Source organism: Olivibacter sp. EAT-5 (genome assembly GCF_044784325.1).
Lineage (GTDB): Bacteria > Bacteroidota > Bacteroidia > Sphingobacteriales > Sphingobacteriaceae > Olivibacter > Olivibacter oleidegradans.
In genome coordinates this window covers 4,505,739-4,521,992 of record NZ_CP173028.1, presented here as the reverse complement: position 1 = coordinate 4,521,992, position 16,254 = coordinate 4,505,739, and the positions used below count along the sequence as shown (strand labels likewise).

The window sequence follows — 16,254 nt, the reverse complement described above, 5'->3', positions numbered from 1 at the left end:
CAAGTATTACTTTTGGATAATCATCCCGAATGGCTATTTTTGTCAACAGAAGGAAAATATCAGCTTATAGATCTAAGACAATATACACACCAATTAAATTTCAGCTTAAGAGTAGCAATTTTACTTGTTAAGCCGTTATAACAAGCATACAATAAAAATTCACCTTATAAACAACAAATGAAGACAAAAATCAACTCTCTTTACCTAAGCTTATTAGCCGGAACCTTACTTACACTGGGAGCGTGTAGTAAAAACGATGATCCTCAACCGTTGCCGACTGGCCCTGAAGAGATAGGTTATTACTTTTTGAACGAAGGTTCTAATTTAAACTCTTCGTTGGATTTCCTCGGGTTTTACAATGGTAGCTACACGGAAAATGCTTATTCTGGAACTATTGGAAAGGGTGGTAATGATATGATCATTTATGGATCGAAGTTATATATCACCGCAACTGACGCTAACAAAGTAATTGTATTAGATGCGGCATCGAAGGAAGAACTAGAAGTAATCAACATCGCTTTACCCCGTTATCTGCTAGGTTATCGCGGAAAAGTATATGTAACTGCTCATGGCGAAAATAAGGTTACCGTATTGGATACTACAAGCTTTTCTACTAACGATATTCCTGTTGGACGGTCCCCTGAACAATTAACGGCAACTGGTGGCAAAGTTTATGTAACCAACTCGGGCTGGAGAGACGCTGCAACGCAAGGTTATGACAATCGCATCTCTGTAATCAATCCAACAACATTGACAGTCGAGGACAACATTAACGTGGCCGAAAATGTTCAAAAGATTGCGGCGGACACTGTCAAAAATGTTCTGTACATCGGAGCTTCCGAAACATTTTACGGTGAAAAGAAACCTGCCAAACTTTATGTATATAATACAGCCAATAGGCAGCTTTCTCCAATGGAATTTGGAATAGAGGATATTGCAATTGTCCGCATATCGTCATCGATGACTCAAGCTTATATGATCAGTTCTAACTATAATGGTGCAACGAAGCCAACTTGTTTAGTTATGAATTTGTCCAATCAAACGGTTCAGGAACTTACAACAGGTACTTCAATACAAACACCTTATAGTATTGACTTTCTTCCGCAATTGGGTTTTATAGTCGTTGGAGATGCAAAGGATTATCAGAGTAAAGGCACTATGCACTTCTATCAATTATATAATGACGGTAGAGCTACGTTTTCGGCCAGTCAAGCTGTAGGGGTAAGTCCTAAAGCTGTAGCCTTTAACGTAAATTTGAAGAAATAAGTTATATCAATCAGTATAGCAGAAAGTCCCGATCGAATAATCGGGACTTTTAATTTTACACCCTTGCCCATCTCTCCTCAATTCCCTATCTTCGTCTCCCATGCAACTCAATGTAGGATTGATCGGTTTTGGCATGGCAGGACAAGTGCTTCATGCCCCTCTTATAAGCTCCGTAGTAGGTTTAAGATTAACAAAAGTCTATGCCCGTCGGGAAGAACAGCAACATATATTACGGACTAAATATCCGGACGTAAACATCGTAACCGATGTACAGGATATCTTTAATGATGAACAGATTGACTTAGTTGTTATTGCGACTTCCAACGATGTACATTTTAGTCTTTGCAAAGCTGCCTTATTGGGGGGCAAACATGTGGTAGTAGAAAAACCTTTTACCAATACATTGGAAGAAGCAAACGAACTGATTGCAATAGCAAAAAGTCAAGGTAAAGTATTATCCGTCTTCCACAGCGCTCGTTGGCATAGCGATTACCTGACCGTAAAAGACGTGATCGCTAGTGGCGAACTCGGGCGATTGGTAACGATGGAAATTCGCTATGACCGTTTCCGCAACTACCTCCGGCCGAATGCCTGGCGTGAGGATGACCTACCCGGTTCGGGGATTTGGTTCGACCTTGGAGCACACCTCATCGATCAGACCTTACAATTATTCGGCAAACCGCAAGCACTCTTTGCGTCACTACGTAAAATGCGGGAAGGAGTAGGGGCGGTGGATGATTTCGAAGTCTTATTATATTATCCACAATTAAAAGTTTCCCTCAAAGGAAGTATGTTGGTGAAAGAACCGACGCCACGTTTTGCTTTATATGGTACGGAAGGTGCCTTTGTAAAACCGGGTGTCGATCCACAGGAAGCGGCACTTCGGGAAGGAAAAACACCGGCCGATCTACCGAATTGGGGCGAAGAACCGGAAGAAACATGGGGCATCCTCAATACAACGGCTGAAGAACCGGAAAATCGGAGAAAGATTCGCAGCCAAAAGGGAAATTATCCGGGTTATTACGAAAATGTGCGTGATGCCATCCTCGGAAAAACAGAATTAGCCGTAACGGCTGAACAGGCTCGGGATGTGATTTATCTATTACAATTGGCGGAACGAAGCTGGGACGAGAAACGTGTGTTATCTGTTGACTAAAATTATTTTCCATGGAATATGATGTCCTAATCATAGGTGGAGGTGCCTGCGGTCTCATGTGTGCGGTGCAGGCTGGTTACTTAGGCAAAAGGGTAGCAGTGCTGGAACGAAACGACAAGTTAGGCGCCAAAATATTGATTTCAGGAGGGGGCCGTTGTAATTACACCAATTTATACACAGCTCCCACTAATTTCATCTCTGAAAATGAACACTTTTGTGTTGCCGCACTCCATCAATGGAGCGTCGATGATACCATCCATTTTTTTGAGCAACAGGGTATTGCAGGGCAGGAGAAGACCTTAGGACAGTTGTTTCCGAATTCCAACAAGGCTAAGGATGTGGTGGCTGTATTTGAACGCTTACTTAAGGAACTGGGGCAACGGGTGATTTTAGAGGCTGAGGTTAAATCTATCGAAAAGAATCCGGCAACCGGATCTTTTCAGGTCATGTTCCATCATAAAGGCCGTTTGGAAAGCTTGGAGGCTCCCAAGGTGGTTATGGCCAGCGGTGGACTCCCTATTGCTAAATTGGGGGCTAGTGATTTTTCGCTTCGTATAGCAAAGCAATTCGGCTTGGCCGTGACCGCCACAGCACCGGCACTGGTTCCGCTGACAATCACCGGAAAGGATACCGAATGGTTCAGTGCTTTGGCGGGCAATTCGATTTTCAGTAAAGTCTGGAACAATCGAGCAAGCTTTGAAGAAAATATTTTATTCACGCATTGGGGCCTTAGCGGCCCTGCCATTTTACAGATTTCCTCCTATTGGAATCCGGGCGAGCTGATTTGGATCGACTTACTGCCGAAACAACGCATTGCCCAACTAATTCAGCTAGAACGCGAAAAAGGGGGGAAGCGACTCCTTGCACAGCTATTGCAAGATCACTTTACTAAGAAGTTTACTGAAGCATTAGGCAAATTTCTACCTATCGATAAGAAAATCGCATCCGTCGGCAAACAAGACGTGAAACTAATGGAACAGGTGATTCACCGCTTTGAAGTGAAACCGGCAGGTAGCAAAGGCTACGACAAAGCTGAAGTAATGCGTGGAGGTGTCAGCACGGAAGAACTATCTTCGAAAAGTCTGGAAGCAAAAAAATGCAAAGGACTCTTTTTCGGTGGCGAATGTGTTGACGTTACCGGCTGGCTAGGCGGCTATAACTTCCAATGGGCCTGGGCAAGCGGCTATGTAATTGCGCAGCATTTGTAATCGTTATTTGTTGCTCGTTATTAGTTATTAGTGATAACTAACAACCAATAACCAATAACCAACAACTAAAAACCAATAACTAACAACTAAAAACCAATAACTAACAACTAATAACTAACAACTAATAACTAAAAACGAATAACTAACAACTAACCTAAGGTACCTCAACCACAAATCCCTTATCGGCGGCCAATAAGTCCTTATTGGCGATCAAAGACTCCAGATTAATGTCACCGATAATGTATTTGAATTCGCGGGCATAGTGTCTTTCTGATACCTTTAGAAAGTTTAGCTTTTCCAAAATAGATTCATCATTATACCGTAGGTATACGGTGATCTTATGGTTATTACTATGATTCAACTGGGTTGCTTCCAGGTGCTTTTTATATTCATAGCGGTAGTCATACCGTAAAGCAGCGATATCTGACAGCACAGCTGAACCGGTTGGATGCCCTCCGGCACCTTTTCCATAGAAAAACTGTTGATCGGCAAACGCAGCCTGTACCACTACACCATTATATTCGTTCTCTACAGAATAAAGAATGCTTTTCTCATTCACAAACTTAGGGATTACGTAGAGTATTACTTTTTCATTTCCAATTTCCTTAGCCGTCGGCACTAATTTAATTTTGTAGTTTTTCTCCCGTGCAAAACGAATGTCGTAATCGGATAATTGATCGATACCAATGTTAAGAATTTCTTCCGGTTTCACATATAATCCGTACGCATGAGAAGCAACAATAGCAAGTTTAAATTTTGCATCAAAACCACCCACGTCCAAGATGGGATCCGTTTCAGCAAAACCTAGATGCTGTGCTTGTTTTAACGCGGTGTCATAGTCCATATGCTCGTTAAAGATCTTGGACAATATGTAATTGGACGACCCATTAAAAATACCGGAAACGGAATGGAGTAGCTCATTGTCGTAGTACTCCTCTAAGTTACGGATAATAGGAATACTACCACATACCGCCCCTTCATATAAAAGACTCGTTCCATACGCCTGCTGAATATCTACCAGCTCTTCCAAATGTGTGGCGATCATTTTTTTATTAGCTGAAACGACGTTTTTGCCGTTCTTTAGGGCTTTCGATACGATATGGAAAGCGGCATCGGCGTCGTCTATGAGCTCTACAATGGTATTGATCTCCACGTCATCCAATAGTTCATCTGCTTGGGTAGTAAATAATTCCAGGGGTAGTGTTCTTTTTTTGTCGGGGTTTTTAATAGCAAAACGTTTGATTTCCAGGTTTAGCTTTTTGGTTTTAATGATATCGTATAAGCCTTGGCCTACCACGCCAAAGCCAAACAATCCTAGTGTAAGCTTTTTACTCATTGTTCTGTTAGATCTTCTTCTCTATATATTATTAAATAAGTGGTTGCAAGGTTCTATCCAAGCGATTGGGATAACTTTGTTTCAAAAAAGCAGCGATTTCTTTACTGATCTGCTTGGTTTCGATCAGAAATCCGTCATGTCCATAAAAGGAGTTGATGGCCGCAAATTTGGCGTTTCTAATATGTTTGGCCAAATACTTTTGTTCATCCAAAGGAAATAATATATCGCTTGTAATACCAATAACCAACGTTTTTGCACGGATATGCTGCAAAGCCTTCTCTGCGCCATCACGACCCCTTCCCACGTTGTGGGCATCCATGGCCTTACTCAGAAACCAATAACTGTAGGCATTGAAGCGCTTCACTAATTTCTCTCCCTGATAATTTTGGTAGGAAGAGGCACGGAAATCATCTATTTTCTCATCCGAGCTTTCCAGTTGCGTGGCGCCGTATGTTTCGTAAGTCCTGTAAGAAAGTAAGGCGATACTCCTAGCTACTTTCAAACCTTTCGCTCCGCCATTAGGTTTATTCGCATAAAAGGTCCGGTCGGCACTGATCGCCAACCGCTGGCTTTCATTGAAGGCAACGCCCCAAGGCGAATGTTGGGCATTCGTAGCCAATAAGACAAGATTCTCAATCCGATCAGGATGGATAATAGCCCATTCCATGGCTTGTTGCCCGCCCAACGAGCCTCCAATTAGTACTTTAATCTTATCAATGCCCAGGTGCTGCGCTAAAAGCTCATGTGCCGCCACCAGATCCCGAATGGAGAACTGCGGAAAAGATAAATAATAAGGTTGATCGGTACTTGGGTTGGTTGTCAACGGATTGGTTGTCCCATAATGAGATCCGATAATATTAGCACAAATAATAAAATGTTCCTGCGGATTGAACAGATCTCTTTCCCCAAACAAACCGGGCCACCAGTCGAACACATCCGAATTTGCAGTCAGCGCGTGACAAACCCATACCACATTATCTTTACGTGTATTTAATCGACCATAGGTATGGTAGGCTATCTGTAAACCCCTCAATCGCTTCCCGTTTTCAAGCCGGAAGGTTTTATTATAATTGAATTTATGGATACTCATATATAATAGGCGCCAAATGCGCTGTTAAATTTTTCTATTTAATCTTCTCGAAAGCTTGCTGTAAATCAGCTATTATATCATCTATATGTTCAATACCAACGGCCAAGCGCAAGGCTGTTGGCGTAACACCGGCAGCCAGTTGTTCCTCATCCGAAAGTTGTTGATGGGTTGTAGCCGAAGGCTGAATAATCAGCGTCTTTGTATCACCCACATTGGCTAAATGGCTGATTAACTGCAAACTATCCACAAAAGCTGTTGCACTTTCCTTTTCGCCTTTCAGTTCAAAAGACAATACTGCTCCAAAACCATGCTGTAGATACTTCTTAGCACGAGCATGCGCCGGATGTGATTCCAAACCCGGATAATTAACCGATTGGACCAAGGGATGCTGCTCCAACCATTTAGCTACACTTAGTGCGTTGTCAACGTGTCGTTGTACACGCAACGAAAGCGTTTCTAATCCCTGAAGCAATAAGAATGAATTAAAAGGGGAGAGGGCCGGACCGAAATCCCGCAGTCCTTCTACACGGGCGCGGATTGCAAACTGTATATTACCAAAAGGCCCATTTACACCGAACACATCCTTAAATACCAGGCCATGGTATCCCTCGGAAGGTTCGCTGAACTGCTTAAATTTACCATTGCCCCAATCATAATTGCCACCATCAACGATTACACCACCAATGCTAGTTCCATGACCACCGATCCATTTTGTTGCCGATTCGACCACCACGTGTGCCCCATGTTCCAGGGGTTTAAATAGGTAACCTCCGGCACCGAAGGTGTTATCAACAATCAGCGGAAGCTCAAATTTTCGCGCCACTGCGGCAACCGCCTCAAAATCGGGGATGTTGAAACTTGGATTACCGATTGTTTCAATATAAATAGCCTTTGTTTTATCGTCAATAAGCGCTTCAATAGCGGCTGCCTCATCATTTTTTGCAAAACGCGCCTCAATACCCAAACGTTTGAGAGACACCTTAAATTGGTTATAGGTGCCGCCGTATAAATTGGAACCGGTCACAAAGTTCTCACCACTTTCCAAAATATTTGTTAAGGCCAAAAATTGTGCTGCCTGTCCGGAGGCCACCGCAACCGCTGCTACCCCTCCCTCAAGCGCCGCAATACGCTTTTCAAAAACATCCGTTGTCGGATTCATGATTCGCGTATATATATTCCCGAACTCTTTTAAAGCGAATAAATTCGCACCGTGCTCAGAATTGTTAAAGACATAGGAAGTCGTTTGATAAATAGGAACCGCCCGTGCATTAGTAGCAGGGTCTACTTCTTGTCCCGCATGGACTTGTAAAGTATCAAATTTTAGATTTTTAGTTGACATTGGATTCTTCTTTAAAATGTTTAATCGTTTGTTTATTAGTGTAGACGTATGCGCATACAATACATCAAAACGATGTATGTTTAGCATCGGTTAAAAAGAGTGTTCTTTTTAACAACAGCACATACACATGCAAGAGCAATGTATATAAGAAAAAGACTGCTTTTTGCCAGTGAAGGTATGATCGAATGATTGCCGGTAAAGTACTGCACCGGACTTGAATGTGCTGATAGTTGAATACGATTTCATTGTCTTATTCATTTATATGCTCCCATTTATCTGGGACAGGATTTGGCACCTTTTCCGAACGCTTCGGATGGTTGCCAGTGGGTCTTAGAGCCGGTCTCTCGCCACTTCTTTATAAATCAAGACTCTTTTAAAGAGGAATTGATCAATACATTGTTGAATGTATGGCGCAAATATACATTTTATTTTAAAATTCAAAAGTAAAAAGTAAAAATTCAAAAGCCTGACTGCCGTAGGGATGGTAAAAATTCAAAAGCCTGCCTGTCGGTAGGTGCTACCGCCACTACTCGTTCATCATTCAAAATTCCTGCCTACAGGAAGGCAGGCATCACTCACATTAAATTGCTTGCTGAAATCCCTTATCCTTATGAATCAACTTAGCCGTAGAGGCCGGTAGATCGATGGGACGGGTATAGGTTACAAATTCTTCCTCTTTTAATGCGTTAAAAAAACCTAGCTTCTCTACCATTCGAGTAGCCGGCTGATTATCCTCATTAATGCATATTTTTATAAAGGAAGCGCCCAAACAATATTTCGCCATCTCGATCATTTGATTGAAAGCAGCTGGCATAATTCCTTTTCCCCAATATTCCGGTAATAGAGAACCTCCGAAAAAAATGTCTTTTTTCTTTTTATTCCAGTTATACAACACACAACAGCCGATTACCTTTTCCGGTTCATTTTTCAACCGAATCGTATAAATGTACTTACATAACCAAAGCATTCTTTTAGTAAACTCTTCGACCGTCTCATCACCAACTTCATCATTGATATTGATTTTCCAGAACAGGTCCGGTCTCGTATAGACATTGTCGAAGATTTCCGCGTCTTCAATGGTTAGTTTACGCAAAACAATGGGCTCTACCTTTAATGTATCCATAACTCAAGAAATTAGAACAAAAAACGGAGGTTGTTATTTGTTGATTTAAAGCTACCTCAATCTTTCCAATAAAACAAACAAGTGAGTTTTAAAATTGTTTGAGGCGAGTTTTAAGTCGTAAGTTATACGTAATACGTGCCTACCGCTTACCGCGGAAACCCTACAGCCCGTAAATCTTACTTTAACGAGACGGTTACATGTTTGCATATCCAGCCAAGTTTATCTAAGTTTGTCGGTAAGATATTTGTGTATGGAAGCAGATAATAGGTTACAGCTGGTCATCGATGATCCCCATTTAGATGCAGAATTAAAAGAAATAGCATTAAAAGTTCTTAACAATGAGCGCATAAGCTTCGAAGAAGGGGTAGTACTTTACGAGAAAGGCGAATTAGGCTATTTAGGCGTATTAGCAAACTATATTCGGGAGAAAAAAAATGGCAACTACACCTATTTCAACCGGAATTTCCATATAGAACCGACCAACTTATGCGTGTATGACTGTAAGTTCTGTTCCTATTCGCGTTTAATTAAAGAGCGGTCAGAAGGATGGGAAGCAAGCATGGAAGATATGCTGTCAACCATCAAAAAATATGATAATGAACCGGTTACAGAAGTCCATATAGTAGGAGGGGTGCTCCCGCAATACAATATGCAGTTTTATATGGATTTGTTTTCTGCTATAAAAAAACATCGTCCACAACTTCACGTCAAGGCATTGACACCGGTTGAATATCATTATATTTTTAAGAAGGCAAAAGTAGATTACGCTACGGGTATGCGCATGATGAAGGAAGCGGGATTGGAGTCCATGCCGGGCGGCGGAGCGGAAATTTTCCATCCGGAGATACGAGACCAGATCGCTAAGGATAAATGTAATGCAGAACAATGGTTGGCCATTCATGAGGAGTGGCACAAACTGGGCATGTATTCAAACGCAACGATGCTTTATGGCCATATAGAAGCATTTCATCACCGCGTTGATCATATGGAGCAACTGCGTCAGTTGCAAGACAAAACAGGCGGATTTCAAACATTTATCCCCCTCAAGTTTAGAAACAAAGACAATCAAATGTCGCACATTCCTGAATCTTCGGTCATCGAAGATTTGAGAAATTATGCGATAGCACGCATTTACCTCGACAACTTTCAGCATATAAAGGCATACTGGGCTATGATCAGTAGAGATACAGCGCAGCTGTCTTTGAGCTTTGGTGTGGACGACATAGATGGCACCTTAGATGATACTACCAAAATCTATTCAATGGCAGGAGCTGAAGAGCAAAATCCAGCCATGAGTACGCAGCAACTGGTTGAGCTGATCAAGCAGGTAGGACGGCATCCGATTGAACGTGACACCTTATATAATGTGGTTACGGATTATCAGGATTATCAGTTCGAAGAAAGCAATCCTAAAAAAAGCTATTACAGCTTGCCGGTGTTGAATTAGGGAAGAGGAAACTAGTGAATAGGGAGTAAGGCAATGGGGTGCTAGACTTGTTCACTGTTAACCGGTTCCCAAGATCACTGGACTTAGGGAGTAAGGGAATGGGGTGCTAAACTTGTTCACTGTTAACTGGTTCCCAAGATCACTGGACTTGGGGAGTAAGGCAATGGGGTGCTAGACTTGTTCACTGTTAACCGGTTCCCAAGATCACTGGACTTAGGGAGTAAGGGAATGGGGTGCTAAACTTGTCCACTGTTAACTGGTTCCCAAGATCACTGGACTTGGGGAGTAAGGCAATGGGGTGCTAGACTTGTTCACTGTTAACCGGTTCCCAAGATCACTGGACTTGGGGAGTAAGGGAATGGGACGCTAGACTTGCTCACTACTCCATAATCAGGCTTGGATGATGTCTTGATACTTTTGTCTTGATACTTTTATCCCGAACTACTAAAGAACAAATTACTTGAATGAAACCTGCATAAATTGCCATATACCGAAGAAAAATGAATAATTTATGCAAGCTTCATCACCGATAAAGAACAAATTACTTGAATGAAAAAATTATTCTATATAATCAGACACGGAGAAACCGATTTAAACAAACAAGGAATAGTACAGGGCAGGGGTGTCAACACACCGTTAAATGACCTGGGAAATCAACAGGCGCAGGCTTTCTATGAAGCTTACCAAGCAATAAAATTTGATAAAATATATACCTCTACCTTAATCCGAACCCATCAAACAGTCGCTAATTTTATTAATCAAGGTATTCCTTGGGAACAGCTCGAAGGACTGGATGAAATTAGTTGGGGAATTTACGAAGGTAAAGAGCAATCCACTAACATTATCACAGGTTTCAACTCGATTACGCAGCAATGGAGCGAAGGGAAATTAGATATCGCCATAGAAGGAGGCGAAAGTCCTAATCAAGTACAGGAAAGGCAAAAAAAGGCTATGGATTATATCACCTCCCAACCCGATGAACGCAATGTGCTTATCTGTATGCACGGTCGCGCAATGCGTATTCTACTTTGCTTACTGATAAACAAACCTTTATCTCAAATGGACGACTTTCCTCATATGAATACGGCTCTATATTTAGTTTCCTATAATGAGGGTACCTTTACGATTGAAGATCATTACAACATAAACCATTTAGCACAGCTTCAGGACGTCGAATAGCATTTTATATTAACACATGAACAAAATTAAAGTATCAGCCGTATCCTATACAAATACGACTCCATTTATCTATGGTATAAAAAACACCCCACTGATTGATGAAATAGAATTAAGCTTGGATATACCAAGTACCTGCGCACAAAAGCTAATTGATTGTCAGGTGGACGTAGGCTTGGTACCGGTAGCCGCTCTATTGCAGATACCGAAATATGAAATTATTTCAGACTATTGTATCGGCGCTACCGGCGCAGTTAATTCAGTATTTATTTTTAGCAACAAACCGGTTCACGAAATAAAAACGCTACGACTTGATAAGCAGTCACGCACTTCTAACAACCTTGCTCGCGTACTGTTAAAAAATTACTGGAAACAACCGGTTGAACTTACGGAAGACCAAAATGCCGATGCATTCGTCGAAATAGGTGATCGGACGTTTGGAAAAAAGGAAAGCTTTCCTTTTGTTTATGATATGGGAGCTGAGTGGATGAACTTTACGGGTTTACCTTTTGCTTTCGCCGTATGGGCCGCTAACAAATCTTTACCGAGCAGTTTTATTGAACTTTTCAATAAATCAATGAAATTCGGATTGGATAATCGAGATAAGGTTATCGACAACTTGCCTAAAAGGGACGATTTTGATATCGCTCATTACCTTAATCACGCTATCGACTTTGCGCTTACTGATAAAAAAAGAGAAGCGATTCAATTGTTTCATCAGTACATTCAAGCACTTTAAGGGAACAGTGAACCGGTTAATAGGGAACAAGGGAACAGTGAGTAGGGAACAGTGAACCGGTGAGTTGGAGCTAGGGAACTAGTTAAAGGCTAGGTAACAGATAAGAAAAAAGTTCTCCCTATTAACTATTTCCCTAATAACTACTCCCTATTAACTACTCCCTAATAACTACTCCCTATTAACTACTCCCTAATAACTACTCCCTGCTAACTACTCCCTAATAACTACTCCCTGCTAACTGCTCCCTAATAACTACTTGCGTTATCCAATATTTTTATTTCCTCCGAACTCAGTGCGATGTCTGCCGACGTAATTAAATCATGCAGCTGTTTCTCATTGGTTGCGCTGGCAATAGGCGCGGTAATAAAAGGTTTATGGAGCAACCAGGCAATGGCTATTTGCGCCTTCGTTGCACTTTTATTGGCGGCGATTTCTTCCAAGGCAACCAGAATTCTTTCACCGCGTTCATTCAAGTATTGTTTTACCGTTTCACCTCGCTGGCTTTTGCCTAAATCAGCTTCCGTTCGATACTTGCCGGTAAGAAAGCCACTGGCCAATGCATAATAATTTAGCACGGCCAGATTTTGATCTTGTACCAACGAAAGATACTCCGTCTCAAACGTCTGCCGGTCGTATAGATTATAAAGGGGTTGGATGCTGACATAAGGCTGCAAATTGTTTTTTCTTGCAAATTCGTTCGAAGCAGCAATACGTGCAGCCTTGAAATTAGAGGCGCCGATATAGCGTACTTTACCCTCCTCAATAAGGGTATTTAGCGCCTCCATAGTTTCTTCAATCGGCGTCGCCTCATCGTCATAATGGGTTTGATAGAGATCAATATAATCCGTTTTTAGTCTTTTCAACGAAGCCTCTACCGCTTCTTTTACATAAGCGGCTTTTAGCCCCTTTCTGTCTTTATCCATCTCAGCACCTAACTTGGTAGCAATCACTACATCATCGCGTTTTCCCCGTTTCGATAACCAATTCCCAATAATCGTCTCTGATTCGCCACCTTTATTTCCCGGAACCCATTTGGAATATACATCGGCAGTGTCTATAAAATTATAGCCGCCATCTATCAATGCATCCAATAACTGAAAAGATGCTGTTTCATCTAAAGTCCATCCAAAAACATTACCTCCAAAAGCAATAGGGGAAACCTCTAACGCTGTTAAACCTAACTTCCTTTTATGTGCCATTTACGTAAATTTATTTGTTACTAACAATAAACGGTAACTGACGGGATAAGTTTTAAATCTTGTCTATACGACGCCAAATATGACATCCCATTTACTCAATCTAACAGATTCTCTATTTTTTGCTTTCGTGTTCGCTTGGGGATCTTCATATAACTACCTTCTTCACTGCTTTCGTCTCCTAACAACATGCCCCAAGGCTTAAGCTCCGGTATTCTATCAAAAACCACTTTCATAATGGCAATGATGGGTATTGATAAAAACATCCCGGTAATTCCCCAAAGCATTTCGCCCAGCACGAGACCAATTAGGGCAATCAAGGTATTAATTTGCACTTTCGAGCCAACGATTTTCGGCATAATGTAATTTCCATCTACTGCATGAATAACGACCAATGCGATCACAACAAAAAGGACATTCGTTGCTGTCGAGGTAGCAAAAGTGATTAGAACCGTGATCACTAAGGCAGTAAAAATCCCCACGTAGGGAATAATATTGAAAATGCCTGTAATCAACCCTAGGAGGAAGCTGTACTTTACGCCAATAAAGTAAAATGCCAAGCACGCCAGAATAGTGACTATCAGCATTTGTAAAAAAAGTCCCACGACATAACGTTTTATAATATATTGGATCTGGTAGACAATTTCATACACAACAGGGCTATGATTTTCTTTAAATGAATTCACTAAAAACCTAACAATCAACCTTCTATGAAAAAGAATAAAAAATGTATAAAGAAAAGAGAATAGCAACAGTAAAAACAGTGACGATAAGGACATCAATGTTTTGCTCAACAAGGTAGTCCCGGTACTAAGTGATTTTGAAGCAGCTTGATTGATATAGTCAATCTGTGCTTTGTTGTTTACATGAAAGGTATCGGAAATCCAAAACTGCAGGTCAGCTGCTGATTTCAAGAGCTGTTGCTTAAAAGCCGGCCAATCATTTGCCAAAGACGAAAGCTGAGTACCTAACAAGGTGAACACCGCACCAATGAGTATGACCAGCGCAATGGATGATAACAACGAAGATACGGAACGAGGCATTTGAAAATTGCGTTCCAGAAGATTAGCCAGCGGCAACAGCAAAACCGAGCATAAAAATCCAAAGATCAATGGAGCCAAAATGGTATGTCCTAAAATCGCCAGGTAGCCCAATAATAGGATACTCAATAAGACGCAGGCCAGTTTAACATAAAAAGGGAGTACAACTGTTTTCATATAATGTACATAGGAGTAAATAAAAATAAAGTTAACGTATTTTTAAATCCGTGGTACAATTTCTTTGCCTAAAATGATAAATAGATTATCTTTATCAAAAAAATTAAAATCTAACCACAACTTATGCCAATAAAATATATAGTCGTTAAGCTTTTAGCGTGCTTTCTTTTTCTTTCCACATCTGCGCAGAAAAAGCAAACAACCAATCAGCAAAAAATGGAATGGTTTAAGGATGCCAAATTGGGTATATTTATCCATTGGGGAATCTATTCGGTAAATGGTATTTCCGAATCATGGTCTTTTTTCAATAATTATTTAAATCATGAAGCCTATATGCGGCAATTGCAGGGCTTTACGGCATCAAACTACAAGCCGGAAGAGTGGGTAGATCTCATTTCTCTCAGCGGTGCTAAGTATGCCGTTATCACTTCTAAACATCACGATGGTGTAGCATTATGGGACAGTAAGGTTGATAAGGCTATTACGATTGAGAAGCACGGTGCGGCTAAACGTGACGTGCTCAGTCCTTTTTTTAAGGCGCTGAAAAGAAAAGGGATCAAATCAGGAATTTATTTTTCTTTGCCCGACTGGAGCCAAGACGATTATGATGTCTTCACTCGCCTCAGAAAGCGATACAATTTAAAAGATGACCCAAACCGATGGCAACGATATCAAAACTACATGATGGGCCAACTGGAAGAGCTTTCCGATCGCTTCGACCCGGATTTATTATGGTTTGATGGCGATTGGGAGCATAGTGCCGGCGAATGGCAAGCTGAAAGTATATTAGCAAATCTTCGAAGACACAATCCAAATATTATAGTCAATGCACGATTAACAGGCCATGGCGATTATGACACCCCCGAACAAGGCGTACCCGTGCTTAAACCATCCAATCCGTATTGGGAATTATGCTATACCATGAACGATTCTTGGGGTTATCAGCCGTACGACCGGCATTATAAATCATCGAATATGATTATCCGAACCTTGATTGATTGTATTAGTATGGGAGGGAACCTACTCTTGGATATCGGCCCACAGGCGGATGGCCGTATCCCGACTGAACAAATTGCCATTTTGAAAGATCTTGGTCGGTGGACACAAAAAAACGAGGAAGCCATTTACGGAACCCGAGAAGGGCTGCCGCACGGTCATTTCATAGGAAAATCCGCTTTATCGAAAGACAATAAAACAATTTACTTATTTCTCGAGAAAAAGGACAATAAAACAATATATATCAATGGCTTAATAGCTAAAGTAAACACCGTGCGCATTTTAGGCCACCAAGGAAATATTTCGTTCCAAGAACAGGGGCAACAACTAGCTATTGACATCCCGGCCGCCGCGGAAGACAAGGATGCTACAGTTGTAGCCGTTCAACTTGCTGAAACATTAAAGCTAAGTACGCCGCAACTGAACAAAATCGCTCACGAGAATTTACAACGCCCTGAAACAAGTTTAGGCCAGCAGATTCACACAATTATCAACAACATCAATGCAGGCAATAATATTTTCGATAACAGCCAGTTAGCAGCAGATGGATACAATTATCGTTTATCTGAAAACCCTTCTTTGCAAGCTTGGATAACGAAGCATGCCGAAGCGCTGTATCATGCGAAGAGCGGCCTTCCGGAAGGGCACTATACCGGACTTAGTGCTTTATCGGAAGATAAACAAACCTTATTTTTGTTTATTGAAGGCAAACCAACCGGCCCTATAGCTATTAAAGGACTTAGAAACACAATACAACGTGCGCGAATTGTGGGTGAGGGTACTTTATTAACACCACTGATTTACAACAAATTATATTGGAGCAAAGTACCGGGGATAACCTATATACCCGTACCGGAAGATCGTCTAGATCCGCAAATGACAGTTATTGCGCTGTTGTTGGACGGACCTTTAGATCTTTACCGAGAAAATGTTGGTGCTATTGAAAATAACTTGTAATATCATAT

General features: G+C 41.4%; 13 protein-coding genes and 1 riboswitch. Of the genes, 7 read left to right on the top strand and 6 right to left on the bottom strand.

The features are described 5' to 3' along the window. Positions 1 to 177 precede the first annotated feature (177 nt). From ACH11B_RS18770 to ACH11B_RS18760, 3 genes are all read left to right on the top strand, one after another. Positions 178 to 1,266, top strand: coding sequence for a hypothetical protein (locus ACH11B_RS18770; protein WP_377609061.1), 1,089 nt, complete (start codon positions 178 to 180; stop codon positions 1,264 to 1,266). Between the two features lie 100 nt (positions 1,267 to 1,366). Further along, positions 1,367 to 2,422, top strand: a complete 1,056-nt coding sequence (locus tag ACH11B_RS18765; protein WP_377609063.1) for an oxidoreductase — start codon at positions 1,367 to 1,369, stop codon at positions 2,420 to 2,422. 11 nt (positions 2,423 to 2,433) lie between these two features. Then, complete coding sequence (locus ACH11B_RS18760; protein WP_377609065.1) at positions 2,434 to 3,630, top strand: NAD(P)/FAD-dependent oxidoreductase; 1,197 nt, start codon at positions 2,434 to 2,436, stop codon at positions 3,628 to 3,630. Positions 3,631 to 3,784: 154 nt separating this feature from the next. On the opposite strand, the gene ACH11B_RS18755 is transcribed toward ACH11B_RS18760, so the two are convergent. The 4 genes from ACH11B_RS18755 to ACH11B_RS18740 all read right to left on the bottom strand — a co-directional run bounded on the left by ACH11B_RS18755 (position 3,785) and on the right by ACH11B_RS18740 (position 8,518). Continuing rightward, positions 3,785 to 4,966 carry a homoserine dehydrogenase gene (locus ACH11B_RS18755; RefSeq protein WP_013666641.1) on the bottom strand — a complete coding sequence of 394 codons (1,182 nt, stop codon included), beginning with the start codon at positions 4,964 to 4,966 and terminating at the stop codon, positions 3,785 to 3,787. Positions 4,967 to 4,997: 31 nt separating this feature from the next. Next, positions 4,998 to 6,056: a homoserine O-acetyltransferase gene (gene metX, locus ACH11B_RS18750; protein WP_377609067.1), complete on the bottom strand. Its 1,059-nt coding sequence runs from the start codon at positions 6,054 to 6,056 to the stop codon at positions 4,998 to 5,000. A 34-nt stretch (positions 6,057 to 6,090) separates the two neighbouring features. Beyond that, a complete protein-coding gene (locus ACH11B_RS18745) occupies positions 6,091 to 7,395 on the bottom strand; it encodes an O-acetylhomoserine aminocarboxypropyltransferase/cysteine synthase (RefSeq protein WP_041388382.1) in 1,305 nt (434 codons plus the stop codon). Between the two features lie 255 nt (positions 7,396 to 7,650). Next, positions 7,651 to 7,759: riboswitch (SAM riboswitch) on the bottom strand. Between the two features lie 216 nt (positions 7,760 to 7,975). After that, a complete protein-coding gene (locus ACH11B_RS18740; RefSeq protein ID WP_013666638.1) occupies positions 7,976 to 8,518 on the bottom strand; it encodes a GNAT family N-acetyltransferase in 543 nt (180 codons plus the stop codon). A gap of 250 nt (positions 8,519 to 8,768) precedes the next feature. Between ACH11B_RS18740 and mqnE the strand changes: the two genes are divergently transcribed. The 3 genes from mqnE (at position 8,769) to ACH11B_RS18725 (ending at position 11,880) form a co-directional block, all read left to right on the top strand. Further along, positions 8,769 to 9,965: an aminofutalosine synthase MqnE gene (mqnE, locus tag ACH11B_RS18735; protein ID WP_013666637.1), complete on the top strand. Its 1,197-nt coding sequence runs from the start codon at positions 8,769 to 8,771 to the stop codon at positions 9,963 to 9,965. A gap of 549 nt (positions 9,966 to 10,514) precedes the next feature. Further along, complete coding sequence (locus ACH11B_RS18730) at positions 10,515 to 11,144, top strand: histidine phosphatase family protein (protein ID WP_013666636.1); 630 nt, start codon at positions 10,515 to 10,517, stop codon at positions 11,142 to 11,144. Positions 11,145 to 11,160: 16 nt separating this feature from the next. After that, positions 11,161 to 11,880 (top strand): menaquinone biosynthetic enzyme MqnA/MqnD family protein, encoded by a 720-nt coding sequence (locus tag ACH11B_RS18725; RefSeq protein WP_130857775.1) that lies wholly within the window; start codon positions 11,161 to 11,163, stop codon positions 11,878 to 11,880. 245 nt (positions 11,881 to 12,125) lie between these two features. Here ACH11B_RS18725 and ACH11B_RS18720 read toward each other — a convergent pair whose 3' ends face one another. After that, positions 12,126 to 13,079 carry an aldo/keto reductase gene (locus tag ACH11B_RS18720; RefSeq protein WP_377609069.1) on the bottom strand — a complete coding sequence of 318 codons (954 nt, stop codon included), beginning with the start codon at positions 13,077 to 13,079 and terminating at the stop codon, positions 12,126 to 12,128. Positions 13,080 to 13,174: 95 nt separating this feature from the next. Then, a complete protein-coding gene (locus ACH11B_RS18715; RefSeq protein WP_130857777.1) occupies positions 13,175 to 14,293 on the bottom strand; it encodes an AI-2E family transporter in 1,119 nt (372 codons plus the stop codon). A gap of 123 nt (positions 14,294 to 14,416) precedes the next feature. On the opposite strand from ACH11B_RS18715, the gene ACH11B_RS18710 reads away from it, so the two are divergent. After that, the gene (locus tag ACH11B_RS18710; RefSeq protein WP_377609071.1) at positions 14,417 to 16,246 is read left to right on the top strand and encodes an alpha-L-fucosidase; all 1,830 of its coding nucleotides are present in this window, start codon (positions 14,417 to 14,419) and stop codon (positions 16,244 to 16,246) included. Positions 16,247 to 16,254 lie beyond the last annotated feature (8 nt).